We start from the raw sequence: 22939 nt of genomic DNA on the forward strand, positions 1-22939 counted from the left end.
AACAGCCCCGTAAGGGCGAGTCGCATGCTGGTCGAGTAGCCCCGAAGGGGCGTATCGAGACCCGCCGTCCTCAGAAGGTGGGTCTGCAGACCGTCGTCTGACGCTGGTGGATCTCGATACGCCCGCTGCGCGGGCTACTCGATCAGCATGAAGCGCGGCCACCACTGCTTGTCGGCGCGATCACTTCAGCGGCAGCCGCATCAGGACGCGCGGGAAGCCGTTGAGCACCGAGGTGGTGTCGGCCGCGTGCGAGAAGCCGGCCTTCTCGAAGAGGGCGCGGGTGCCGACGTACGCCATCGTCTGCTCCACCCGCACGCCGGCGTTGTCGACGGGGTAGCCCTCGATTGCCGGAGCGCCGTGCGAGCGTGCGAAATCGACGGCGCCGGCGAGCAGAGCGTGCGAGATCCCGCGCTTGCGGAAGCCGGGGCGGACCCGGATGCACCAGACACTCCAGACGTCGAGGTCGTCGACATGCGGGATCCTCCCGTTCTTCGCATAGCTCGTGTCGGCCCGGCGGTGCACGGCGGCCCAGCCCGCCACCTCGCCGTCGTCGTAGGCGAGGACGCCGGGCGGCGGGTCCTGCGCCACGAGCTCGCGCATCCGCTCGCCTCGGGCCGGACCGCGGAGCGCGTTGTTCTCGGTGGAGGAGAGCAGCCGGTAGCTCAGGCACCAGCACACGCTCGCGTCGGGCCGCTTCGGGCCGTTCATCGTCGCCAGGTCGTCGAACTCCGTGGCCGGGCGCACCTCGATCGTCATGGCGGCAGCCTCCCACCGCGACGTCTCCCCGGCAAGGCACCCGATTCACCACTCCGCCGCATGAATCGCACCAGCGCCCCCTGTTGGACGGCGCACAGGCGGCGCCCGTACGGTGGTCGAGGTATCCAACGAAGGAGCACTCCCTTGAAGCACGTCCCCCTCGGCGCCTCCGGCCTCGACTCCCCGAACGTCGTCCTCGGCCTCATGCGCATCCCCGACATGACCGACGACGCCATCCGCGACCTCGTCCGCACCGCCCGCGACTCCGGCATCGACTTCTTCGATCACGCGGACGTCTACGGCGGCGAGCTGCACCGCTGCGAGGAGCGCTTCGCCGAGGCGCTGGCGCTCACGCCGTCCGAGCGCGAGCAGGTCGTCCTGCAGACCAAGGCCGGCATCGTCGGCGACGGCCCGTACTTCGACTTCTCCTACGAGCACCTGATGCAGTCCGTCGAGGGCTCGCTGAAGGCGCTGCGCACCGACTACATCGACGTGCTGCTCCTGCACCGCCCCGACGCGCTGGTCGAGCCCGACGAGGTCGCCCGCGCCTTCGACGAGCTGCACGCGGCCGGCAAGGTCAAGCACTTCGGCGTCTCCAACCAGACGCCGTACCAGATCGAGCTGCTGAAGAAGTCGATGAACCAGCCGATCGTCGCGAACCAGCTGCAGCTGTCGATCACGCACTCGCCGATGATCGCGCAGGGCGTCGCCTCGAACATGATCGCCGAGGACCAGTCGGTGATGCGCGATGCGGGCATCCTCGACTACTGCCGCCTGAACGACATCACGGTGCAGGCGTGGTCGCCGTTCCAGAGCGGCTTCTTCACCGGCGTCTTCCTCGACAACCCCGAGTACGGCGAGCTGAACGCGGTCCTCGACCGCCTGGCCGCCCAGTACGACGTCCCGCCCCTCGCCGTCGCGACCGCCTGGATCACCCGCCACCCGGCGAAGATGCAGGTCGTCCTCGGCACGACGAACGAGCAGCGCGTGCGCGATGCGGCCCTCGGCTCCGACCTGCCGCTCACGCGGCCGGAGTGGTACGAGCTGTTCCGCGCCGCGGGCCACATCGTCCCCTAGAGCTCCCACCCCGGAGAAACGCGCGTCGGCGCACAGGGAGGCACGGACCAGACACGGTCCGTGCCTCCTCTTCGTGTGCGCCCTCTCCGCGAGATGCCACTTGCGTACGCGACACGCCGCAGAAGGCGTGCACAAGTGGCATCTCGCGGGCGGGGAATAGGCGGGGGCCCCCTGCGTTGAACTTGAGTGCAAGTGACTCAACTCTTCAGGAGGACTGGTGCCCGACAACTACAGCGAGGCCGGAGCGAGCTCGTTCGACGACTTCCTCGCCCGCTACCTCGACGGTGAGCGCGCCCGCGCGGCGCGGTCCATCGACCTCAGCCGCTTCCTCAGCGCCCGCACGCAGAGCATCCTGCAGTCCGCAGGGCGCTTCGCTCTCGAGCGCGGCCAGACCGAGCTCGACGCCCTGCACGTGCTGCGGGTCCTCGTCGACGACGAGGCCGTGTCGCAGGCGGTCCGCCGCATCGGCGTCGACCCCGGCGCGATCGCGACCGCCACGGAGGCGCGCCTGCCGCAGGCGAGCGAGGCCCCGGCCTCGCAGAACGCGGCGACCATCACCCCGAGCGCCCAGCGCGCGCTCTTCCACTCCTACCAGGTCGCCCGCTCCAGCGGCTCGACCTACATCGACCCCGAGCACCTCTTCTTCGCGCTAGTGCTCGGCCAGGACGCGCCCGCCGGGCAGGTCCTCGCCCGTGCCGGCGTGACCGCGGAGGCGCTCACCCAGGGCCTGCGCGAGACCGTCGCCGGTGAGCAGCCCGTCCCGGAGCAGGGCGAACCCGCGTCCGAGACTCCGATGCTCGACAAGTTCGGCACCGACCTGACCGAGCTCGCCCGCGAGGGCCGGCTCGACCCGGTGATCGGCCGCGCCGACGAGATCGAGCAGACCGTCGAGATCCTCAGCCGCCGCACCAAGAACAACCCGGTGCTCGTCGGCGAGGCCGGCGTCGGCAAGACCGCGGTCGTCGAGGGCCTGGCGCGCGCGATCGTGGCGGGCGAGGTCCCGGAGCAGCTGCGCGGCAAGCGCGTGGTCTCGCTCGACCTGCCCGCGATGCTGGCCGGCACCCGCTATCGCGGCGACTTCGAGGAGCGCCTCACCGGCACGATGGACGAGATCGCGGCGCACTCCGCCGAGCTGATCGTCTTCATCGACGAGGTGCACACCGTCGTCGGCGCCGGCGGCGCGGGCGAGGGCGGCATGGACGCGGGGAACATCCTCAAGCCGCGGCTGGCCCGCGGCGAGCTGCACCTGATCGGCGCGACCACGCTCAAGGAGTACCGCACCATCGAGAAGGACCCGGCCCTCGAGCGCCGGTTCCAGCCGGTCCGCATCGGCGAGCCGAGCATCGAGGACGCCGTCGCGATCCTGCACGGCCTCCGCGGCGCCTACGAGGAGCACCACCGCGTCGCCTTCACCGACGAGGCCCTCCGCGCCTCCGTCGAGCTGTCGGCCCGCTACCTGCCCGACCGGGTCCTGCCCGACAAGGCGATCGACCTGATCGACCAGGCCGGCGCGCGTCTGCGCCTCACCCTCGGCGCGGGAGTCGACACCGCGGCCCTGGTCGCGCGGCTCGCGACGCTCGAGGGCGACAAGAACGCGGCCGTCTCGGGCGAGCACTACGAGGAGGCGTCGCGACTGCGTGACGAGATCATCGCGGTGCAGGCGTCGCTCGACGTCGCCACCGGTCCCGGCGCAGCCGCGCAGGAGGCCGTCGTCGGCGAGACCGAGATCGCCGCGGTCGTCGCCCGCGCCACCGGCATCCCGGTGTCGCGGCTGACCGAGGGGGAGCGCGACCGGCTCGCGCAGCTCGAGACCGAGCTGCACCGTCGGGTCATCGGCCAGGCGGACGCGGTCGCCGCGGTCGCCCGCGCCGTCCGCCGCAGCCGCACCGGCATGGGCGACGCGTCGCGTCCCGTCGGCTCGTTCCTGTTCCTCGGCCCGACCGGCGTCGGCAAGACCGAGCTGGCCCGCACGCTCGCCGGCTCGCTGTTCGCCGATGAGCAGTCGGTGATCCGCTTCGACATGAGCGAGTTCGGCGAGCGGCACACCGTCTCGCGGCTGGTCGGCTCCCCTCCCGGCTACGTCGGCTACGACGAGGCCGGTCAGCTGACCGAGCGCGTGCGCCGGAACCCCTACTCGGTCGTGCTCTTCGACGAGATCGAGAAGGCGCACCCGGACGTCTTCAACCTGCTGCTGCAGGTGCTCGACGACGGACGCCTGACCGACTCGCAGGGCCGCACCGTCGACTTCCGGAACACGGTGATCATCATGACCTCGAACCTGGGGTCGGAGTTCCTCGCCTCCCGCTCGGGTGCGCTCGGCTTCGTCGCGCAGAGCGACGAGTCGGCGGAGGGCTTCGCCTCGGAGAAGGACCTCCGCGATCGCGTGATGGGCCGGCTCCGTGAGGCGATGCGTCCGGAGTTCCTCAACCGGATCGACGAGATCGTGCTGTTCCGCCGGCTCGGCCGCGCGCAGCTGCGCGAGATCGTCGGGCTGGTGCTCGAGGCCAGCCGGGCGCGGCTCGCCTCGCGCGACGTCTCGCTCGAGGTCTCCGAGGCCGCGGTCGACTGGCTCGCGGAGCACGGCTACGAGCCGCAGTACGGCGCCCGCCCGCTGCGCCGCCTGGTGCAGCGCTGGGTCGACGACCGCATCGCCGACCTGTTCGTCTCGGGTGACGTGACCGACGGCGGCGCCGTCCGCGTCGACGCCGCCGCCGGCGACCTCGTCGTCACCTCGAAGGCGCCCCTGCCCCTGGCAGCCTGACCCCGCACCTTCTGGTGAGGTGACGCCCCCGGCGTCCCTCCCGCGAGATGCCACTTGTGCACGCTTCTCACGGCGTGTCGCGTGCACAAGTGGCATCTCGCGGGGGGGGAGCCGGGGTTTTGCGCGTCCGGGTCGGTGCGCGGGGGCTGTCGAGTGGTTGCGGGGGGTCGCGCGGGTGGGTAGACACGAAGGACGAGAACCGGAGGCACGATGACGAATCCGCGCTACTACGACCCGGTCGGCAAGGCGGTCCGCGCGCTCCTGGTGATCAGCTTCGTCTGCTTCGGACTCGCGGTCGGCTTCTTCGCCCTCGACATCGTGATGCCGGGGAGCATGACCGACGCGCACCGCCCGTGGTCGGAGGCGAGCGGCGGGCTGGCCTGCTTCGGTATCGCGGCGCTGATCGTGCACTACGCGACCGTGGCCATCGTCGGCGCGCTGCGCGGCCGCGGCTGACCCGCGGCCTTCTCGCCGATCGAGCAGCCCGCGGAGCGGGCGTCTCGAGATCCACCGGTGTCCGGAGTCGGGTCTGCAGATCCGGCCTGCTGACGGCGGTGGGTCTCTATGCGCCCCTGCGGGGCTACTCGACCAGCATGAAGAGGAGGCGGTTTCAGGTGCCGGAGGTGGGGGCTACGGGCACTGCTTCGCGGTGATCGAGACGCGGAGGGTCGCGTCGGGGGCGACGCCGGTGCCGCCCGCGGGGTCCTGGCCGGTCACCTGGCCGGCGTCGGGGGCGCTGCCGCTCGCTGTGCAGGACAGGGTGATCCTCGAGAAGCCGGCCGAGGCGAACGCGGCCTTGGCGGTCTCGAGGTCCTGGCCGACCACACTCGGGACCGTCTGCTGACCGGCCGCGGGGGCGGCCGGAGCGGCGGGTTCCGCGGTCGGGGCGGGGGCGGGCGCCGGTCCCGAACTCGGGATGATCGTCACCGTGGTACCGCGGGTCGCGGTGCCGGAGGGGCTCTGGCGGACGACCGTGCCGGACGCGGCGGAGTTCGCCTCAGCGGCGCCCTCGCTCACGCTGAAGCCAGAGGACTCGAGCTTCGCGCGGGCGTCGTCGACCGACAGGCCGGTGACGTCCGGGACGTTCACGCGGGGCACGACCTGCAGCGAGCCGTCGGCCTCGGGGAACGCGGTGCCGCCGTAGCGCGCGTCCGCGGCGCGCATCACGACGGGCCAGATCCGGTGCCGGGCCGTGGCCGCGGAGCCGGAGTCGAACGAGTACCGGCCGAGGCGGAGGTTCGCGTCGCCCTTGATGTTGAAGACGCCGACCGCGGTCGCGACACGGGTGCTCGCGCCGGTCATCCAGGTCGCCTTCGCGTCGTCGGTCGTCCCGGTCTTGCCGATCAGCGGGACGCCGTCACCGGTGCGCGAGGCGACCGCCGTGCCACCGCCGGAGAACGTCGCCTGCAGGGCGATCGCCGCCGTCGCGGCGACGTTGCGGTCGATCGACTGGCGGCAGTTCGCCGCAGGGACGGGCTGCTCGGCTCCGGTCGCGTCGACGATCTTGTCGATCGCGATCGAGTCGCACGTCGATCCGCCGGACGCGATGGTGGCGAAGGCGCCGGCCATCGAGAGCGGGGACACGTAGTTGGTCCCGAGCACGGACGACGGGTTGTGCTCGAGCTCCTCGCCGTTGCCCCGCTTCACGCCCATGTCCACCGCCGTGTTGCGGATGGCGCACAGGTCGAGCTCGCGGGCCATGCCGACGAAGCCCGTGTTGAGGGATGTCTTGGTGAAGTCGACGGCGGTGCCGACCTGGCCGTTGCCGCCCTCGTCGTTCTTGGCGCTGGTCGTACCGGCGTAGTTGGTGCCGCCGGGTGCGCAGGAGTCCTCGAAGCTGCCCCAGATGGCCTTCCGGGTCCCGTCCACGGACTCGTTGATGCTGTGCCCCTCCTTCAGCCACTCCACCAGGGTGAACAGCTTGTAGGTCGAGCCGGGCTGGATGCCCGAGGAGCCGCCGTAGGCGCTGTCCGTGCTGAGGTTGATCGCGCTGTAGGAGGGGTCGGCCGCGAGGACGTCCGGGTCCTGCGAGTACTTCTTGTTCTGGGTCATCGCGAGAACGCGGCCGGAGCCGACCTCGACGCTGACGGAGACCGCTCCGACGTCGAAGTTCCAGGTCTGCGGGACCTGCGCGTCGACGGCCGCGACGGCCGCGTTCTGCAGGTCGACGTCGAGGGTCGTGTAGACGTCGAGGCCGCCGCGGCGGAAGTTCGTCCAGCGGGTGTCCTCGTCGTCGCCGAACGTCTTGTCGTTCTTGAGGATGTTGGTGACGTAGTCGCAGAAGTAGCCCGCGTCGCCGGCGGTGGAGCAGCCGGTGCTCGGCTCGGTGATCTGCGGCTCGATCGGCGTCGCGATCGCGGCGTCGTGGTCCTCCTGCGAGATCTTCCCCTCCTCCAGCATCTTGCCGATGATGTAGTCGCGGCGGTCCTTGTTGCGCTGGTAGCCGTTCGCCGCGCCGTTGTCGGGGTTGTCGGGCTGGTCGAGGCGCAGCACGGCCGGGTTGTTCACGATCGCGATGAGGCTGGCGGCCTGGGCGACGGTGAGGTTCGCCGCGGTGGTGTTGTAGTAGTAGTTGGCGGCCGTCTCGATGCCGTAGGTCGTGCCGCCGAAGAAGGCGATGTTGAGGTAGCCCTGGAGGATCTGGTCCTTCGAGTACTCCTTCTCGAGGCCGATCGCGAGCTTCATCTCGCGGAGCTTGCGCTCGGGGGAGGTGCGCGTCGCGGCGTCGATGGCGGCGGCGCGCTCGGCCTCGTCGGTGATGTTGCGGACGGCCTTCTCGACCAGCACGTTCTTCACGTACTGCTGCGTGATGGAGGAGCCGCCCTGCGTGTCGTTGCCGAGCACGTAGGTCTGCGCGACGGCGCGCAGAGTGCCGGGCAGATCGACGCCGCCGTGCTCGTAGAAGCGCGGGTCCTCGCCGGAGACGGCCGCGTCCTTCGCGAACTGCGAGATCTGGTCCAGCGGGACCTCGATCCGGTTCTCCACGTAGAAGGAGGCGAGCAGCTGGGGGGAGCCGTCGGCGCGGGTCGCGTAGATGTTGCTCTTCTCGGAGAGCTTGTCGACCTCGAGGTACTCGGGGAGTCCGTCGAACACCCCGATCGACTGGTTCGCGGCGACGCCGGCGATCGCCACGGCAGGAGTGACGGTGGCGGTCACGAGGACTCCTGCCACGACGCTCATGCCGAGGAAGCCCACGATCGCCTTGATCACGCCACCGGTGGTCCTGCTGTCGGACGCCAAACCTTCTCCTTCGGGTCACCCCCGATCGAACGACGGCCGCCGCCGACGCCCCGGACGCCCACTGCGCCGGGTCAACCACGACAGACTAACCCGAGACCTCCTGAAGACGAAGGGCCGGTCCGGGGCCTGAAAAGCGCCTGTGCGCGGGCGCTGTGGCGTCGAACGGCGGATCGAGGCTGCTCGCGCCGGCGGCGGGTGGCGATCAGGCCGTGACGGGCCAGACGTAGTCGAGGCCCGGGAGGGTGTCCGGGAAGAGCGGCGCGTAGTGCTCCGGGTCCTTCTCGACGAGCTTCGAGCGGTGCGAGAGGTGCACGTCGTCGCGGCCGAACCAGGGCGGCAGCTCGATCTCGCCGGCGCGCTAGCGCGCGGCGTCCTCGGGGTCGAGCGCGAGCGCGGCCTCGGTCTTCTCGAGGCAGGTGTCTGCGTAGCCGCGGTCGGTCCAGGCGTCGCAGGTCTCGCGCTGGTAGGCCATCACCGCCGGCCGGTAGCCGCGCCACATCCGCACGGCGGGGTGGTGCTGCCAGCCGTAGCCGGGCACGGTGAGCGCGCGCATGATCTGCAGCGTCTCGATCCGCTGCTTCCCGAGCCGCTTGCTGTCGAGGGCGCGGGCGCTCGCGCGGAGATCGGGGACGGGGAGGAACGTCTGCATCCGCCCATCCAAGACGACGCGGATGCTCCTCGGCTGTGGCCGCCCGGACGCCGTCCGGCCATCGGCCCGTCACGCCGATGTCGCCTGCGCCGCGTACCGTGCGGGGCATGACCGGACTCCCCCTCCTCGCCACCGACGACGTCCAGCTGCGCTGGGCGCGGCCCGAGGTCCTCGACTCCTCCCGGCACCGGATGCTGCGCCTGCTCACCCTCGCCGAGCGCCTGCGCTACGAGGCGACCGGCCGGCGCGAGGACCGCGACAGCTTCCTGCTCGGCCGGGTGCTGGTGCGCGAGCTCGCGGCCGAGACGCTCGGCATCGATCCGCTCGACATCCGCGTCGACGCGCGCTGCTCGCAGTGCGGCGGCCCGCACGGGCGCCCGGTGCTCGGCGGCGAGCACCCCGCGCTCGAGCGGATGCGCGTGAGCATCGCCCACTGCGACGGCGCCGTCGTCGCCGCCCTGGCCACCGGCCGCGAGATCGGCGTCGACGCCGCGCGCACCCGCTCGGTGCGCGACCGGATCACCTCCGGAGCCGCGAGCGCCGAGCAGGTGCTGCAGGAGCTGCGCGCCCAGGCCGTCGCGAAGGCCGACGGTCGCGGGTCGGCGAAGGGCGACGCCGTGCTCTTCCGCACCCGCGAGGGCGCGACGGAGGCGTGGATCGAGGGCTCGGAGCGCTACTACGCGGTCTCGGAGCCGGCGGTGCACTCGGCGCTCGTCGTCACGGTCGCGCTCGCCCAGGACTGAGAGCGCCCGGTCGCTCGCGCCCGACGGCGCGCTCGGTCGCCCGCGTCACTCGAAGAGCGAGAGCGTGAGCGTCGAGCGGTAGTCGCCGGGAGCGACGGCGGCGTCGGTGCCGAGGCGCAGCTCGGCGGTCGCGGCCCACGAGGCGCCCGTGGCCGCGGCGGAGCCGTCGACCGCGCGGAGGAGGACCGCATCGGTCAGCCCCCGGCCGCCGTCGACGACGCCGGCGACCGCGTCGCCCGCCGCGACGGGGCCCGCGCCGCCGAGGAGGGCCGGCCTCCAGCCGAGGTGGTCGGCGCCGATCGGGACGCGATCGCTCCCGCCGTCGAAGTCGGTCGCGGAGGCGAGCACGTACCAGCCGGCGCCGGACGGGATCCCGGCGGCGTCGCGGGTGTCGGCGACGGTCACGGTGGGCAGCGCGCCGCGGAAGCGCCGGTGCAGCGGCGTCGATCCGGACTCGACGAGCGAGGTGCCCGCTCCCGCCACGGTGAGGGACAGCGCACCGGGACCGACGGGCGGATCGATGGCGACGCCGACCTCGACGCCGCCGGTGTCCTGCTGCACGGGGACTCGCTCGGGGGCTCGGTCGGGGTCCTCCGGTGCGGGCGCTGCGGCGGTGCCGGTCCCGGGGGAGGCGTCGTGCGCCGCCGCGGCGCCGCTGTCCGCGGCGGAGTCCTCGGCGGTGGAGTCGCGGCCGGAGCGGTCGGGCGCGGTCGGCCAGGGCGCCGACGTCGGCGCTGGGACGGAGGTCGCGGTCGCGACGGCGACCGGCTCCGCCGTGCCCGTGCTCTCCGGTGCCGGAGCGGCCCCCGGGGCGAGGGCCGCCGAGGCGAACGCGACGCTCAGGGCGAGGGCGGCGGAGGGGACCGCGGTCGCGAGGACGGCGCGGGTGGTGCGGATCACTGGGGTTCCCGTTCTGCCGGTCGCGGCGGTGCGACGGCCTGTCGTTCCTATCAGCGGCGGGAGCGGGAGCGGGACCCCGCTTCCGGGTGCGCGGGAGGGGTCGACGTCGTGCGGCGTGAGCGCGCGCCTGCTGACCGGGTGGCCCGCGCAGCGGGCGGAGCGAGATCCGCGTCCGCCGGGCGTGCTGGTGACGGTGGGTCTCGATACGCCCCTGCGGGGCTGCTCGACCAGCATGGATACGCGCCTGCGGGGCTGCTCGACCAGCAGGTTCGCTGCTGCTTGCTGATCGAGTAGCCCTCGAAGAGGGCGTATCGAGATCCACGTCCGCCGGGCGTGCTGGCGATGGTGGGTCTCGATACGCCCCTCTGGGGCTACTCGACCAGCAGGGGGAGAGTCAGCAGGTGCGGGCGGGGTAGCTCACCTTCTGCTCGAGGGTGGTCGGGCCGGACGTCGCGGTCACGGTGACCTCGCCGGACGGCATCGCGGCCTGGCGGGTGGTCCAGCTGTGCGTGGCGTTCGCGCCCGCCGCGACGCTCGCGAAGGCCTTCTGCCCGTACGCCGACGCGACCGTGACGCCGATCGGCCCGCTCTCGCCGTTGGTCGCCGTCACCGACAGCACCGCCTTGCCGGCGATGCAGCGGGACGACACCGTGGCCGGGACCTTCAGGGCCGGGGCCGCGACCTCGGGCACCACGATCTCGGTGATCTTGAGGAAGGAGTTCGGCGTCGAGAACGACAGCTTCAGACCCGTCGACTCCACCGCGGTGAAGGGGATCGTCGTCAGCACGCCGTTCGCCGCGGGGGCGACGTTCTGCGCGGACGTCGGGCGCCAGACGCCGTCGGTGCCGCGGTAGGCGATGCTCACCGAGGCGAGCGTGCCCTCCGTGTTGGTGAACGACAGCCCGGCGACGCGGTGCGCCTCCGTGTTCGTCAGCGTGAAGTCGGCGCTGCCGGCGAACGTCTGGTCGGTCCACGTCGACCACGCGGTGGTGACGTTGCCGTCGCACGCGTTCGCGGCGGGCAGGGTCGCCCACTTCGTCTGGCTGAACGAGGCGGAGACCGCGGCGCCCTTCACCCGGCAGACGTTGACCGGGGGCGCGGTGCCCCAGATCTGCACCTCGGCGATGGACTGCCAGGTGTTCGCGGCGCTGGTCAGGTGCAGGCGGAGTCCGGTGGTGTCCGGCAGCGAGGACAGGTCGAGGGCGACCGTCGGCGCGGCGTCCGTCGCGGCCTGCGAGAGCGTCGCGGCGACCGTGCTCGTGGTCCAGGTGGTGCCCACCTGGTACTCGACCTCGATGCGCGAGGGCCAGGTGGCCGTCGCGCCGTCCTTGAAGGCGTGGACGGTCACGGAGTCGAGGTTCTGCGGGCTGCTCCAGGAGAAGGCGAGCCGGCTGTCGCGGGGGTAGCCGGAGCCGGTCCAGTCGTCCCAGCCCTTCGCCTTCACATTCCCGTCGATGAGCGTCGGCGCGAGGTCGGTGCGGCTCGAGACCGTGAGCGAGGCGCCGGGCGCGAGGTTCGCGATGCCGGGCTCCGCGACCTCGATCGTGCGGGTGAAGGTGCGGCCCTTCGCGAACTCGGAGTCGGCGGCGAGTGTGCCCGTCACCGTCAGCGTGCCGAGGAGCGCGGGGCCGGTCGGCGCCCACGTGACGGCGACGTCGCGGGTGGCGGTGTCGGTCCTCACCGAGACCGTCGCGGGCAGGACGGCGGCGATGTCGGCGTTCCGGCGCACCGCGTCGGGCAGACGGTCGTCGACGACCGACCAGGTGCCGGCTCCGACGCCCTTGTCGTCCCAGTAGGACTCGTTCCAGCCCGCGGCCCAGCGCGCCGGGTCCTCGACGGCGGGGTTGCGCATCTCGAGGCGGCCGTTCTCGCCGACGGTCATCGGCAGCCAGACGTAGTTGGAGTTCGACTCGCCGTCGGCCCAGCGGTCGCCCATGTAGACGTACTTGCCCGGCGCGAGCGTCAGCACGTTGGTCGACTGCGAGCCGAAGGTGGTCTTCCGGGTGTCGCCGACGGAGAGGAGGCCGTCGCCGCCCTCCGGGATCGCGTTGTAGGCGACGTTCTCGTCGACATCGCCCTTCTCCACTCCGCGGATCCACGAGCCGAGGATCGAGTCGGCGGTGTAGTAGGTCTGCGGGTTGGGCGCCCAGCCGGTGGCTCCGGAGGCGATCGTGTAGTACTTGCCGCCGTTCGCGAAGATCGCCGGCGCCTCGAGGTGGCCGCACTCCTTGACGATCTGGAAGTCGGTGCCGCGGACCGGCGCTCCGGCCTTGCCGTCGGCGAAGACGTAGGGGTAGGTGCCGTCGGCCGAGTACTGGCCGGCGTCGAGCGTGTCCGTCGTGGTCGTGCGCTCGACGTTGGTGTAGTCGGCGTCGAGCTTGGCGATGTAGAGGGAGTAGTTCTCCTCGGAGGAGTAGGAGATGTACGCGGTGCCGTCCTCGTCCTGGAAGACGGTCATGTCGCGCGCCTGGCCGGGGACCGCCGAGGTGGTGCAGGCCTGGTAGTTCGAGCGGTTGTAGAGCCGGTAGACGCCCTGCATCGTGAAGGGGCCGGTCGGGCTGTCGGAGGTGGCGACTCCCGCCATCGACCGCGCATACGTGCTGCCACCGGGGGTGATCCGGCCGTCGGAGTGCCACCACATCACCCACTTGCCGGTCTTCTCGTTGAAGAGCACCTTGGGCCGCTCGAAGATCGCGGTGTTCGGCGAGGACTGCGTGGTGTCGAGGTGGTAGTCGAGCTCGGCGATGCGGTCGGCGCGCGGCTGCCCGGCGTCGTCGACGGTGTCGTAGAGGGCGTCGAAGTAGGGGGACTTCAGGTCGTCGGGGGTGGCGACGCTGCGCAGCGCGACGCCCCTGTTCTCCCAGTTGTGGCCGTCGGTCGAGCGGTAGACCGCGACGCCGGGGCTGCTCCAGTAGCCCTTCGTGCGGTCCTCGCCGTACCAGTACTGCACCTCCTGGCCGTTCTCCTGCGTCGTCACGATCTGGCCGCCGTGCGCCTGGATGTGGCGCCCGTCGGTGTCGTACCAGGACGGCTGGAAGTAGCTGGCGGCGGTACGGCCCGGGTCCTGGATCGCGGGGTAGTCGGTGTAGACGGGTGGCGGACTGGTCCGCGGGACGCCGTCGTTCGGGTCGGTGACCACGCCGGAGGGGGCGGCCGCCGCGGGGGACACTCCCGCTCCGAGGAGGACGGCCGCGAGGAGGGCCGCCACTCCCGCCGCCACGGATCGCTGTTGAGGACTCATGCTGTGCTCCTTTGCACGCCGGACCGATGTTCACGCAAACACCGCGTCTCGACCGTACATGGTGACGTCAACATTAAGCGAGGGGTCCCTGCTGAACCGGGTTGCAGGATGCGCCTGCCCCCCCCTTGCTGATCGAGTAGCCCGCGGAGCGGGCGTATCGAGATCCACCTTCGTCGGAAGTCGAGCCTGCAGGCCCGGCCTGCTGAGAACGTGGGTCTCGATGCGCCCCTGCGGGGCGACTCGACCAGCAGGGGAGGAGGCGGGCTCAGCGCGGGGCGCGCAGCAGCCCGAGCGGCCCCTCGTGCAGCGGCTCCGTCTCCCAGTGCGCCGAGAAGGTGCCGTCCGCGGGGGAGAGTGCGAGGTGCAGGCGGTGCGGCGTCTCGAGAAAGAGCACGTCGACCAGCAGCGTCCCGCCCGCACCCGGGCCGGCGCTCGCCGCGAAGGCGTCCGTGACCGTCCACTCGTCGGAGCCGGGGGCGAGCAGCAGCCGCTCCTCGCCCTCGATCAGCGCGAGGGTCCAGCCGGCGGGGTCGGCGGCGACCTCGATCGCGGTCAGCGAGCGGAGCGCCGACCCGGCCGCGGGCGAGTAGCGCCCGGGCTCCGGCGCGGCGGGCAGGGCGGGGAGCGGCGCGAGTCCGAGCGAGCCGAGGCGCTCGAGCAGTCGGGTGTCGGCGTCGGCCGTCGAGCCGCGGCCGATCGCGGGCAGCAGGTGCTCCCAGACGGCGGCGAGGAGTGTGCCGGTGTCGGTGCTCTGCCCGGTGATCGCGACGACGAGGTCGTGCTCCGGAACGATCAGGCTGAACTGACCGTAGGCGCCGTCGGCCCGGTAGCCGTGCAGCGAGCGCCAGAACTGGAAGCCGTAGCCCTGCTCCCAGTCGGGCGAGTCGGCCGGGGGAGTGGCGACGTGCGCGGTGGACGCCTCGGCCACCCACTCCGGCGAGAGGATCGCGGTGTCGGCCCAGCGACCGTCCTGCAGGTGCAGCTGCCCGAGCGCGGCGGCCGCCTCCGTGGTGGTGTGCATCCCGCTGTAGCCGATCTCGCGATCGGAGGCGTCGCGGATCCAGGCGACCTCGCCGATCCCGAGCGGGTCGAGCAGCCGAGGGCGGAGGTACTCGGTCAGCGGCAGCCCGGTCACGCGCTGGACGATCGCGGCGGCGGCGAAGGTGCACGGCTGGTTGTAGGCGAAGACGCTGCCCGGCTCCTGCTCGGGCGGCAGCAGCAGGAAGCCGCGGACCATGTCCACGGGATCGAGCTCTCGCGCCCGGTCGATGGTCTCGGCCGAGTGGCCGCTCGCCATGGCCAGGACGTCGCGGACACGGATCGCCCGCGAGCGCGGATCGGTCACCTCGGCGTCGAGCTCGGGGAAGTAGGAGAGGACGGTGGCGTCCAGCTCGACGAGCCCCTCGCCCACCGCGAGGCCGACCGCGCTCGCGGTGAAGCTCTTGCTCAGCGAGTACAGGAGGTGCAGCCGCTCGGCCGAGTAGGGAGCCCACCAGCCCTCGGCGATCACGTCGCCGCCGTGCACGATCATCAGGCCGTGCAGCTCGACGCCGGGCGCCGCCTCCACCGCGTCGAGGAGGTCGAGCACGCCGGTGGCGTCGACGGAGCGGGCGGAGGGGGAGCTTCTCGGCAGTGAGCGCGTCATCCTCCGATGCTACGCAGGAGCGCTCACCGCCGAGGGGCCGCTGCCGCTCCCGGTCCGGACGCCGTGGCGGAGTCCGGACCGGGCTCGAGTCAGCCCGCCGGCGTTTCCTTCGGGAAGGCGAGGGTGCCCGTGATGTCGGACGACATGAAGGGGGTGCCGGTGCTGGTGGTGAGGGGGTAGTTCGCGGTGAAGGTGACGGTTCCGGCGTCGATGTCGGCCTGGGTGACCTGGGTCCGCCAGTCGATGTCGGTGGTGGTCTCGCCGGGGGCGAGGTCGTAGTCGACGCCGAGGACGGTGTGGATGGGGACGTCGCCGGTGTTGGTGAGCTCGGCGTCCCAGACGATGACGGTGCCGGGGGTGACGTGCTCTCCGTCCTTCAGCTCGAAGCGGCCGGTGAAGTGGCCGGTCAGACCGGGGTGCTCGACCGGGAGGACGACCCTCGGCGCGGGCGCGGACTGCTGCCCTGCGCCGTCGCGTCCGGGAGCCTCGGCCGGTCCGCGAGGCGGCGACGAGGGCACCGTCGGCTCCGTCGCGCCCTCACGGGCGGCGGATGCCGGCGCCGATGTCTCGACCGCCTGCGCCGCGGTCGCGGTGCCGCCGAGGAGGGCGAGGGACAGCGCCGTGACGACGAGGGCTCTCGAGTGGCGACGGCGCCGGTCAGGGCTTCGCCGGCGGTCGTGGTGATGGGGGGACATGGCACTCCTGGACGTGAGAGGTCGGCTGCAAGGGATGTGAAGCATCTTCACATCGGCAGTCGAACCGGATCACGTCCGTCGCCCGGAGAGGCGCGCGACGCCCGGTCTAGTCGGCCTGGGCGGGGAAGGGGCCGACGCCGAGCAGGAAGCGGAGGATCTCGCTCGCCGGGGCGCGGACGGCTGGGCCGGAGCCGAGCGACCAGGAGGCGTCGGTCGGCACGAGCGAGCTGCCGCGGGCCGCGGCGCGGATGGCGAGCGGGGCGCGGAGGGAGCGGTCTACGGCGACGGCGCCGGTCACGCGCTCGGGGAGGACGGTCGCGGGCGCGAGGGTGAGCTCGACGCGGACGGCCTCGACCAGCTCGGCGACGCCGAAGGGGCCGTGCCCGGTGCGACGGGCGGTGGCGAGGGCGGTGAGCGCCGCGGGCAGCGCCGCCTGGGCGGGAGGATCGGCGGCCTCGCGAGCGCCGAAGCGGGTGGCGATCCGCTGCGTGGTGCTGCTCGAGAGCCGCACGACGAGGGCGCCGAGAAGGGGGGTGGAGACGGCGCTGGCCGCCCCGCCCTCCGCGAAGGAGGGGGAGGCGGCCAGGACCGCGAGCCGGTCGAGCCGATCGGCGACGAGCGGGCGCCAGTCGTTGCTGACCCCCGACTCGTCGACCGTGGGGCCGGTGCTGAGCGGCAGGAACCGCGACCAGTCGGGCACGACCGGTGGGGCTAGCGTCCGCCGGAGCGGCGCTTGTTGTAGACGTCGAACGCGACCGCGAGCAGCAGCACGAGGCCCTTGACGGCCTGCTGCCACTCGATGCCGATGCCCATGATCGACATGCCGTTGTTCAGGACGCCGATGATGAGACCACCGAGGATCGCGCCGCCGATGGTGCCGACGCCGCCCTGGACGGCCGCGCCGCCGATGAACGCGGCCGAGATGGCCTCGAGCTCGAAGCCGTCGCCCGCCTTCGGGCCCGCCAGGTTGAGGCGGGCGGTGAAGACGAGGCCGGCCAGCGCCGCGAGGACGCCCATGTTGACGAACAGCCAGAAGGTGACGTTGCGCGTCTTGATGCCCGAGAGCTCCGCGGCGTGCAGGTTGCCGCCGATGGCGTAGACGTGGCGGCCGAAGACCGAGCGGTTCATCACGACGCCGTAGACGAGGACGAGCACGGCGAGCACGATCAGGGTCACCGGGATGCCCTTGAACGACGCGAGCGCGAAGGCGAACGCGGCGATGACGACGGCGATGAGGACGAGCTTGGTGACGAACCAGGCGCCCGGCTCGACGCCCTGGTTGTACTTCTGGCGGCCGCGGCGGGTGCGCACCGACTGCACGGTGAACGCGATGATCGCGATCGCGCCGATGCCGAGCGACAGCGGGTCGAGCCCGGAGCTCTCGCCGAACAGGTCGGTGAGGAAGCCGTTGCCCAGCGCGCGGTACTCGATCGGGAACGAGCCGATGTTGGCGTTGCCGAGCACGACGAGGGCGAGACCGCGGAAGATCAGCATGCCCGCCAAGGTCACGATGAACGCGGGTATGCCCACGAACGCGATCCAGAAGCCCTGCCAGGCGCCCACCAGAGCACCGATGAGCAGCGAGAGCACGATCGAGACGTACCAGGGCAGCCCCATGTTGACGGCGAAGACGCCGGACATGGCGCCGACGAACGCGGCGATCGAGCCGACCGAGAGGTCGATGTGCCCGGCCACGATGACCATCACCATGCCGATGGCGAGGATGAGGATGTAGCCGTTCTGGACGATCAGGTTCGAGATGTTCTGCGGACGCAGGAGGATCCCGTTGGTCATGATCTGGAACAGCAGCACCACCACGATGAGGGCGATGAAGATGCCGTTCTTGCCGAGGTCGCCCAGCACGTGGCTGAGGCGCTTGGTGAACGCGTTCTCGGTGGGGTTCACCTGCGCTCCCGCCGCCGTCGGCGGGGTGTTCTGCAGATCGGTCATCGTTGCTTCTCCTGGGTCATGAGGGTGAGGACGGCCTCGGGCGTGGCCTCGGCGATGGGCAGCTCGCCCGTGATGCGGCCCTCCGACAGCGCGTAGACGCGGTCGCAGATGCCGAGCAGCTCCGGCAGCTCGGAGGAGATGACGATGATCCCCTTACCCTGCGCTGCGAGCCGGTTGATGATGGTGTAGATCTCGTACTTCGCACCCACGTCGATGCCGCGGGTGGGCTCGTCGAGGATGAGGACGTCGGGGTCGGAGTAGATCCACTTCGACAGGACGACCTTCTGCTGGTTGCCGCCGGAGAGCTTCCCGGTCTTGGCGAGCACGGTCGGCGACTTGATGTTCATGCTGCCGCGGTACTCGTTGGCGACCTCGAACTCGCGGTTGTCGTCGACGAGTCCGCCGCTGGACACCTTGGGCAGTGACGCCAGCGAGATGTTCCGCTTGATGTCGTCGATCAGGTTGAGGCCGTAGTGCTTGCGGTCCTCGGTGGCGTAGGCGAGGCCGTGGGCGATCGCCTCCGACACGTTGCGCATCTTGATCTCCTTGCCGGCCTTGAAGACCTGGCCGGAGATGCGGCTGCCGTAGGAGCGGCCGAAGAGGCTCATCGCGAACTCGGTGCGGCCGGCGCCCATCAGGCCCGCGATGCCGACGATCTCGCCGCGGTGCACGGTGAGGTTCACCTTGTCGACCATGACGCGCGTCGGGTCCTGCGGGTGGTGCGCGGTCCAGTCGACGACGCGGAGGATCTCCTCGCCGATGTGCGGCGTGTGGTCCGGGTAGCGGTGGTCGAGGTCGCGGCCGACCATGTCCTTGATGATCCGGTCTTCCGTCACGTCGTCGTGCGCGATCGTCTCGATCGTCTTCCCGTCGCGGATGACCGTGACGGTGTCGGCGATCTTCTTGATCTCGTTGAGCTTGTGGCTGATGATCAGCGACGTGATGCCCTGCTGCTTGAGGTGCAGGATCAGGTCGAGCAGGTGGTCGGAGTCCTCGTCGTTGAGCGCCGCGGTGGGCTCGTCGAGGATGAGCAGCTTGACCCGCTTGGAGAGCGCCTTGGCGATCTCGACGAGCTGCTGCTTGCCGACTCCGATGTCCTGGATCTTGGTGGTGGGGTTCTCCTTCAGGCCGACCCGGGCGAGCAGCGAGGCCGCCTCCTGGTTGGTCTTGTTCCAGTCGATCAGACCGGCGAAGCCGCGGACCTCGTTGCCGAGGAAGATGTTCTCCGCGATGGAGAGGTAGGGGCTGAGGGCCAGCTCCTGGTGGATGATGACGATGCCCTTCGCCTCCGAGTCGCGGATGCTGGCGAACTGCATCACCTCGTCCTCGAAGACGATGTCGCCCTCGTAGGTGCCGTGCGGATACACGCCCGACAGCACCTTCATCAGCGTCGACTTGCCGGCGCCGTTCTCTCCGCAGATCGCGTGGACTTCGCCGCGCTCGGCGTTCAGCGTGACGTCCTGGAGCGCCTTCACGCCCGGGAACGTCTTGGTGATGCCGCGCATCTCGAGGATGTTCGTGGTCACGCGTGCCTCCCTTCCTTCGTAGTGGGGGAGGGCGCCCGATGACGGGCGCCCTCCCGGGGTCGTGCTGTGCGAGTGGAGGTGCGGCGCTTAGCCGTTGACCTCGGCGTCGGTGTAGTAGCCGCCGTCGACGAGGACCGACTGGATCTGGTCCTTGGTGACGATGACCGGCTCGAGCAGGAAGGACGGGACGACCTTCTCGCCGTTGTCGTAGGTCTCGGTGTCGTTGACCTCGGGCTCGGTGCCCTCGAGGACGGCCTGGGCCATGGACACGGCCTCCTTGGCGAGCTCGCGGGTGTCCTTGTAGATGGTCGCGTACTGCTCACCCGAGATGATCGCCTTGACCGAGTCGAGCTCCGCGTCCTGACCGGTGATGATCGGGAAGTCGGTGCCCACGGTGTAGCCGGCGTCGGTCAGCGCGGAGATGATGCCGCGGCTGAGGCCGTCGTAGGGCGAGAGGACGCCCTGGATCTTCGAGCCGTCGGAGTACGTCTTGGTGATGATGTCCTCCATGCGGCTCTGAGCGACCTCGGGGTCCCAGCGCAGCGTGGCGACGGTGTTGAAGTCGGTCTCGCCCGACTTCACGACGAGGGTGCCCGCGTCGATGAAGGGCTCGAGGGTGTCCATCGCGCCGTTGAAGAAGAACGTGGCGTTGTTGTCGTCGGGGCTGCCGGCGAAGAGCTCGACGTTGAAGGGGCCGGCCGGGGCGCTCGCGGCGGCGGCACCGGTGAGGTCGGTGAGGCCGAGGCCCGCGAGGAGCGACGTGGCCTGCTGGACGCCGACCTTGTAGTTGTCGAACGTGGCGTAGTAGTCCACGTTCGGCGAGTCGCGGATCAGGCGGTCGTAGGCGATGACCGGGATGTCGTTGTCCTTGGCCTGCTCGAGCACGCTCGTCAGGGTGGTGCCGTCGATCGAGGCGACGATCAGGGCCTTGGCGCCCTTGGTGATCATGTTCTCGAGCTGCGAGACCTGGGTGGGGATGTCGTCCTCGGCGTACTGCAGGTCGACCTGGTAGCCGGCCTCCTCGAGCTGCGACTTGACGTTGTTGCCGTCGGCGATCCAGCGCTCGGAGGACTTGGTCGGCATCGCGACGCCGACGAGGCCGCCGTCGCCGGAGCCGCCGCCGGAGCCCGAGTCGCCGGAGCCGCTGGAGCAGGCTGCGAGGGAGAGGATCATCGCGCCGCCGGCGAGGCCGGCGATGAGAGCGCGCTTCATTGTGGTCACTGTGGTTCCTTCGTCATTGAATGCAGCGGTGGGGTGCTGCCGCGGGGTGCCAGCGGCGGCGGGACGCTCATGTGAGCGATCACATGGAGTGATGCTAGACCCGCTGGCGGCAATCGTGCCACCGCGGATGTCTCGACTCGATAACGGCACGGGGCCCATCGTCACCAGTGGGTGACCGGGGGCGACGCGGCGCGACAACGGCTCACGACAGCAGACGCCGATCGGTGCTGTCAAGGGTGCGCCGGTCGGAAGAGTCGCGACGGTGGCGGTGTTGGCTCCAGCACCGTCGCAGAACACCGGCGGTGACCACCGAGGAAGACCACGGTGGAAGAGCACCGTCGAAGGGACGCGCACCATGACGAAGACCTGGTTCATCACCGGAGCCTCGAAGGGCTTCGGCCGCGAGTGGGCCGAGGCCGCGCTCGAGCGGGGCGACAGCGTCGCCGCGACCGCCCGCCGGATCGAGACGCTCGACGCCCTCGTCGAGGAGTACCCGGACACGTTCCTGCCGCTGACGCTCGACGTCACCGACCGCGCCGCGGGCTTCGAGGCGGTCCGCCGGGCCGTCGAGCGCTTCGGCCGCCTCGACGTCGTCGTCAACAACGCGGGCTACGGCCACTTCGGGATGATCGAGGAGCTGACCGAGGCCGAGGTCAGGGCGCAGCTCGAGACCAACGTGTTCGGCGCGCTCTGGGTGACCCAGGCCGCGCTGCCGGTCCTGCGCGAGCAGGGCTCCGGCCACATCGTCCAGGTCTCCAGCATCGGCGGGATCAGCGCCTTCCCGTCGATCGGCGCCTACCACGCCTCGAAGTGGGCGCTCGAGGGCTTCACCCAGTCGCTCGCCGCCGAGGTCGCGGGCTTCGGGATCCACGTGACGCTCGTCGAGCCCGGCGGCTACTCGACCGACTGGTCCGGCCCCTCCGCGTCGCGCAGCGAGCCGATCGCGGCGTACGACGCGGTGCGCGAGCAGGCCGCGAGCCGGCCGAGCGCCGCGGTGCAGGGCGACCCGACGGCCTCGCGCATCGGGATCCTCGCGGTGGTCGACGCGGAGGAGCCGCCGCTGCGGATCTTCTTCGGGCGCGCGCCGCTGGAGATCGCGACGGCCGACTACGAGTCGCGCCTGGCGACGTGGAGGAAGTGGCAGGACGTGTCGATCGCCGCGCACGGCGGCTGAGCGCCACCGGCGGCGCGGGTGCTCAGCGCGACGCCCGCGCCGTCTGGGCGCGCGGGACGGCCGTCGATCCGCGCACGACGAGCTGCGGGTCGATCGGCGCCGACGCCTCCGGCCGCTCGCCCTCGATCAGGCTCAGCAGCGTGGCGACGCAGCGGCGGCCGAGCTCGGCGAAGTCCTGGCGCACGCTCGTCAGCGGCGGCCAGTAGTAGGCCGCCTCGGGGATGTCGTCGAAGCCGATGACGCTGACGTCCTCCGGGACGCGGACGCCGCGCTCGTGGAACGCGCTCATCACGCCCAGGGCCATCTGGTCGTTGGCCGCGAAGACGGCGGTGACGTCCAGGAGGCGGCTGAGCTCGAGGCCGACGTGGTGGCCGCGCTCCGCGCTCCAGTCGCCGAGGATCGGCGGGCGCAGCGGCAGGTTGCGGTCGCCGAGCTCGACGAGGTAGCCGCGCATCCGCGCCTCGGCCTCGATCCAGTCCTGGGGGCCGGAGAGGTGCACGATCTCGGTGTGGCCGAGCTCGATCAGGTGGGCGGTGGCCATCCGCGCGCCGGCCATCTGGTCGACGTAGAGCGCGTCGTCGCGCTCGGCGTCCGTCGTCTGCAGGGTGACGTTCGGGATCCGCAGCGCGACGCCGGAGAGGATGTCGAACACCCGGATCTGCGGCGCGATGACCACGAGACCCTCGACCGCCTGGTTCAGCAGGTGCCGGATCCCGGCCTGGATGGAGTCGCCGTCGGTGCCGTCGACGTTCGCCGTCACCACCAGGTAGCCGGCGTCGCGGGCCGCGACCTCGATGGCCTGGATGCTCGACGCGGGCCCGAACTGCAGGCTCTGCGAGGAGAGGACGCCGATGGTGCGGGTGCGGCTGGTGACCAGGGCGCGGGCGGCGAGGTTCGGGCGGTAGTCGAGGTCGGCCATCACCTCGAGCACGCGCTTCTTCGTCTCGGCGCGCAGGCTCGGGTGGTCGTTGAGCACGCGGGAGACGGTCTGGTGCGAGACCCCGGCCGCCCGGGCGACGTCGTAGATGCTCGGCGCCCGGGCAGCGGGCTTGTCTTCCGGCATCGGGCACCGTGGCTTCCTGTGATCGGGCGGCGCTTCGTCGCAGGACGCGGGTGCCGCGGCGATGCGGGGCCCGCCCGTCCGCGGGCGCGTTGTGAGCACACCTTACGTCTCCCGTGGCGGGGTTCCCCCCTCAGGGGGACGCAGGACGTCGGGAGGGGCGGCTCGGGGAACGGGGGGCGGGGTGGTGGGATCGGGGGGATTCGGCGTGCCGAGGGTGGGGCGGCGTGCCGGGGGTGGGGTGGTCGGAGGTTGGGCTCGTGGAACCGGGTCGGGCTCGTGGGAACGGGTGGTTGTGGCG

17 protein-coding genes are annotated in these 22939 nt (G+C 71.5%); 5 read left to right on the top strand and 12 right to left on the bottom strand.

Annotation, left to right across the window (positions count from 1 at the left end; translation table 11 throughout):
• Window positions 1-180: 180 nt before the first annotated feature.
• On the bottom strand, window positions 181-756 hold the full coding sequence (locus GSU72_RS04860) for a GNAT family N-acetyltransferase (RefSeq protein WP_159984047.1): 576 nt from the start codon (window positions 754-756) through the stop codon (window positions 181-183).
• 144 nt (window positions 757-900) lie between these two features.
• Between GSU72_RS04860 and GSU72_RS04865 the strand changes: the two genes are divergently transcribed.
• The 3 genes from GSU72_RS04865 (at window position 901) to GSU72_RS04875 (ending at window position 5050) form a co-directional block, all read left to right on the top strand.
• The gene (locus GSU72_RS04865; RefSeq protein WP_279631727.1) at window positions 901-1833 is read left to right on the top strand and encodes an aldo/keto reductase; all 933 of its coding nucleotides are present in this window, start codon (window positions 901-903) and stop codon (window positions 1831-1833) included.
• Window positions 1834-2050: 217 nt separating this feature from the next.
• Entirely contained in the window at window positions 2051-4594 is a 2544-nt protein-coding gene (locus tag GSU72_RS04870; RefSeq protein WP_159984049.1) for an ATP-dependent Clp protease ATP-binding subunit, read from the top strand.
• Between the two features lie 210 nt (window positions 4595-4804).
• Complete coding sequence (locus GSU72_RS04875) at window positions 4805-5050, top strand: hypothetical protein (protein ID WP_123447765.1); 246 nt, start codon at window positions 4805-4807, stop codon at window positions 5048-5050.
• A gap of 174 nt (window positions 5051-5224) precedes the next feature.
• Here the strand turns inward: GSU72_RS04875 and GSU72_RS04880 are convergent, their stop codons facing one another.
• Window positions 5225-7834, bottom strand: a complete 2610-nt coding sequence (locus tag GSU72_RS04880) for a transglycosylase domain-containing protein (protein WP_159984050.1) — start codon at window positions 7832-7834, stop codon at window positions 5225-5227.
• Window positions 7835-8192: 358 nt separating this feature from the next.
• A complete protein-coding gene (locus GSU72_RS04885) occupies window positions 8193-8483 on the bottom strand; it encodes an MSMEG_6728 family protein (protein ID WP_244255977.1) in 291 nt (96 codons plus the stop codon).
• 107 nt (window positions 8484-8590) lie between these two features.
• On the opposite strand from GSU72_RS04885, the gene GSU72_RS04890 reads away from it, so the two are divergent.
• Window positions 8591-9226 carry a hypothetical protein gene (locus GSU72_RS04890; RefSeq protein WP_159984051.1) on the top strand — a complete coding sequence of 212 codons (636 nt, stop codon included), beginning with the start codon at window positions 8591-8593 and terminating at the stop codon, window positions 9224-9226.
• Between the two features lie 45 nt (window positions 9227-9271).
• Here the strand turns inward: GSU72_RS04890 and GSU72_RS04895 are convergent, their stop codons facing one another.
• The 8 genes from GSU72_RS04895 to chvE all read right to left on the bottom strand — a co-directional run bounded on the left by GSU72_RS04895 (window position 9272) and on the right by chvE (window position 20395).
• Complete coding sequence (locus tag GSU72_RS04895; protein ID WP_159984052.1) at window positions 9272-10126, bottom strand: hypothetical protein; 855 nt, start codon at window positions 10124-10126, stop codon at window positions 9272-9274.
• Between the two features lie 394 nt (window positions 10127-10520).
• Window positions 10521-13367, bottom strand: coding sequence for a glycoside hydrolase family 43 protein (locus GSU72_RS04900; protein WP_159984053.1), 2847 nt, complete (start codon window positions 13365-13367; stop codon window positions 10521-10523).
• 265 nt (window positions 13368-13632) lie between these two features.
• Entirely contained in the window at window positions 13633-15012 is a 1380-nt protein-coding gene (locus tag GSU72_RS04905) for a serine hydrolase domain-containing protein (protein WP_159984054.1), read from the bottom strand.
• 89 nt (window positions 15013-15101) lie between these two features.
• Window positions 15102-15707 (bottom strand): hypothetical protein, encoded by a 606-nt coding sequence (locus GSU72_RS04910; RefSeq protein WP_159984055.1) that lies wholly within the window; start codon window positions 15705-15707, stop codon window positions 15102-15104.
• A gap of 106 nt (window positions 15708-15813) precedes the next feature.
• Window positions 15814-16407 (bottom strand): hypothetical protein, encoded by a 594-nt coding sequence (locus tag GSU72_RS04915; RefSeq protein ID WP_159984056.1) that lies wholly within the window; start codon window positions 16405-16407, stop codon window positions 15814-15816.
• Window positions 16408-16418: 11 nt separating this feature from the next.
• Entirely contained in the window at window positions 16419-17657 is a 1239-nt protein-coding gene (gene mmsB, locus GSU72_RS04920) for a multiple monosaccharide ABC transporter permease (RefSeq protein WP_159984057.1), read from the bottom strand.
• Window positions 17654-19183: a multiple monosaccharide ABC transporter ATP-binding protein gene (gene mmsA, locus GSU72_RS04925; protein WP_159984058.1), complete on the bottom strand. Its 1530-nt coding sequence runs from the start codon at window positions 19181-19183 to the stop codon at window positions 17654-17656. Before mmsA ends, mmsB begins: the two co-directional genes overlap by 4 nt.
• An 87-nt stretch (window positions 19184-19270) precedes the next feature.
• On the bottom strand, window positions 19271-20395 hold the full coding sequence (chvE, locus tag GSU72_RS04930) for a multiple monosaccharide ABC transporter substrate-binding protein (RefSeq protein WP_159986650.1): 1125 nt from the start codon (window positions 20393-20395) through the stop codon (window positions 19271-19273).
• Window positions 20396-20759: 364 nt separating this feature from the next.
• Here chvE and GSU72_RS04935 point away from each other — a divergent pair, with 364 nt between their 5' ends.
• Window positions 20760-21578 (top strand): SDR family oxidoreductase, encoded by an 819-nt coding sequence (locus tag GSU72_RS04935; protein ID WP_159984059.1) that lies wholly within the window; start codon window positions 20760-20762, stop codon window positions 21576-21578.
• A 22-nt stretch (window positions 21579-21600) separates the two neighbouring features.
• Here the strand turns inward: GSU72_RS04935 and GSU72_RS04940 are convergent, their stop codons facing one another.
• Window positions 21601-22641 (bottom strand): LacI family DNA-binding transcriptional regulator, encoded by a 1041-nt coding sequence (locus GSU72_RS04940; protein ID WP_159984060.1) that lies wholly within the window; start codon window positions 22639-22641, stop codon window positions 21601-21603.
• Window positions 22642-22939: the final 298 nt, after the last annotated feature.

It is taken from the genome of Rathayibacter sp. VKM Ac-2760, assembly GCF_009834185.1.
Classification (GTDB): Bacteria; Actinomycetota; Actinomycetes; order Actinomycetales; family Microbacteriaceae; genus Rathayibacter.

Bases quoted from the DNA above. Each gene is read 5' to 3' on its own strand.
- GSU72_RS04860 (WP_159984047.1), bottom strand. From the start codon at position 756: ATGACGATCGAGGTGCGCCCGGCCACGGAGTTCGACGACCTGGCGACG.
- GSU72_RS04875 (WP_123447765.1), top strand. From the start codon at position 4,805: ATGACGAATCCGCGCTACTACGACCCGGTCGGCAAGGCGGTCCGCGCG.
- GSU72_RS04885 (WP_244255977.1), bottom strand. From the start codon at position 8,483: ATGCAGACGTTCCTCCCCGTCCCCGATCTCCGCGCGAGCGCCCGCGCC.
- GSU72_RS04890 (WP_159984051.1), top strand. From the start codon at position 8,591: ATGACCGGACTCCCCCTCCTCGCCACCGACGACGTCCAGCTGCGCTGG.
- GSU72_RS04900 (WP_159984053.1), bottom strand. From the start codon at position 13,367: ATGAGTCCTCAACAGCGATCCGTGGCGGCGGGAGTGGCGGCCCTCCTC.
- GSU72_RS04905 (WP_159984054.1), bottom strand. From the start codon at position 15,012: ATGACGCGCTCACTGCCGAGAAGCTCCCCCTCCGCCCGCTCCGTCGAC.
- GSU72_RS04910 (WP_159984055.1), bottom strand. From the start codon at position 15,707: ATGTCCCCCCATCACCACGACCGCCGGCGAAGCCCTGACCGGCGCCGT.
- mmsB (WP_159984057.1), bottom strand. From the start codon at position 17,657: ATGACCGATCTGCAGAACACCCCGCCGACGGCGGCGGGAGCGCAGGTG.
- chvE (WP_159986650.1), bottom strand. From the start codon at position 20,395: ATGAAGCGCGCTCTCATCGCCGGCCTCGCCGGCGGCGCGATGATCCTC.
- GSU72_RS04935 (WP_159984059.1), top strand. From the start codon at position 20,760: ATGACGAAGACCTGGTTCATCACCGGAGCCTCGAAGGGCTTCGGCCGC.
- GSU72_RS04940 (WP_159984060.1), bottom strand. From the start codon at position 22,641: ATGCCGGAAGACAAGCCCGCTGCCCGGGCGCCGAGCATCTACGACGTC.